This is a genomic window from Streptomyces sp. NPDC021562, assembly GCF_040640875.1.
Classification (GTDB): Bacteria; Actinomycetota; Actinomycetes; order Streptomycetales; family Streptomycetaceae; genus Streptomyces.
In genome coordinates, this window is sequence record NZ_JBFACN010000093.1 from 1 (window position 1) to 1343 (window position 1343).

Below are 1343 nucleotides of genomic sequence, written 5' to 3' on the forward strand. Positions count from 1 at the left end.
GATATTAACAAGAACACAGAGATTGACAAGGCTAATAATATTTACCAGGACCTTAAACTAGATGAGCATGAATTCAGCCTTTCCCGTCTCGACATGGCCACAACCAACAAAGCAAATATGGGACTAACCATGTTTATCGTCGGCTTTTTAGGACTTACCTTCCTCATCACGTCCGGCTGTATTCTTTACTTTAAGCAGATGGATGAAGGCGAAGAAGAAAAGCATAACTACACAATTTTAAGAAAGCTTGGCTATACGAAGGGCGACCTGCTTCGCGGCATTCAAGGCAAGCAGCTGTTCAGCTTTGGAATCCCTCTTGCGATCGGTCTTGCACACAGCTATTTTGCCGTCCAATCAGGCTGGTTCTTTTTCGGAACAGCTTGGACACCAATGCTGACTGTTATGGTTGTCTACACCCTTCTCTATTCCATCTTTGGACTGTTATCCGTCCTATACTATAAAAAAGTGATTAATAGCGCCCTTTAAAGGCTTACCTATTATTGGCAGTTTATCTTCCATAAGAAAGTCTATATATATCATATAAACTTTCTTAGGAGGCTGATAGAAATGAGTAATTTTGACCAGTACAAAGACAAAGCAATGGATGCTGCAAAAAAAGCCCAACGGAATGAAAAGGTTCAAGATAAAGAAAGAGATATGGGCGAAAAGTTAAAGGATAAAATGAAGAATAAATTTAATAAATAAGCAAACAAAAAGCAGGCCATTTTCACTCGGCCTGCCTTTTGCTTATTCTTTTGCAAATTTCGTATGTATGCTTGTCCCAAGCATTTCCTGTGTTAGGCTTGGCAGAATGATTTGCACGTTTGTTCCTTTACCGACAGTACTTTCAATGCTCATATGGCCACGGTGGCCTTCTTCAATAATTTTATAGCATGTCATCAGCCCAAGTCCTGTACCCTTTTCCTTTGTCGTATAAAAGGGTTCACCGAGGGTTGCCAATCTTTCTTCCTCAATACCCATCCCTTGGTCTGCGATTTGGATGGAAATTTGTTCGCCCTCGATCATCTTTACTGTTATTGCAATAATCCCACCGTTTGGCATTGCTTCAATCGAGTTTTGCAGGAGGTTGAGAAATACTTGCTTCAAGCGGTTTTCTTCACAGAAAATCATCGGAATGCTATCTTCCATCATCGTGTAAATTTGGGTATTGTAAAGATTGGACTGTGCTTTAATAAATGTGACCACATCATTAATAATGTTCTTTATATTTTTCTTTTGAAACACATCTGCTGTCGGCTTGGCTAGAAACAGAAACTCTCCCACGATTGTATTTATCCGCTCAATTTCAGACAACACTATTTCTAAGTACTCATTCTTATCAT

The 1343-nt window shown here is 39.5% G+C and carries 3 protein-coding genes; 2 read left to right on the plus strand and 1 reads right to left on the minus strand.

The features are described 5' to 3' along the window. Both AB0G52_RS41130 and AB0G52_RS41135 read left to right on the plus strand, forming a co-directional pair. The coding region (locus AB0G52_RS41130) for an FtsX-like permease family protein (protein WP_361344413.1) at positions 1–486 on the plus strand (486 nt) is incomplete at its 5' end. A gap of 81 nt (positions 487–567) precedes the next feature. Beyond that, on the plus strand, positions 568–705 hold the full coding sequence (locus tag AB0G52_RS41135) for a hypothetical protein (RefSeq protein ID WP_186303957.1): 138 nt from the start codon (positions 568–570) through the stop codon (positions 703–705). Positions 706–747: 42 nt separating this feature from the next. Here the strand turns inward: AB0G52_RS41135 and AB0G52_RS41140 are convergent. Continuing rightward, positions 748–1343 (minus strand): ATP-binding protein (locus AB0G52_RS41140; RefSeq protein WP_361344416.1); only part of this gene is annotated, 596 nt, incomplete at its 5' end.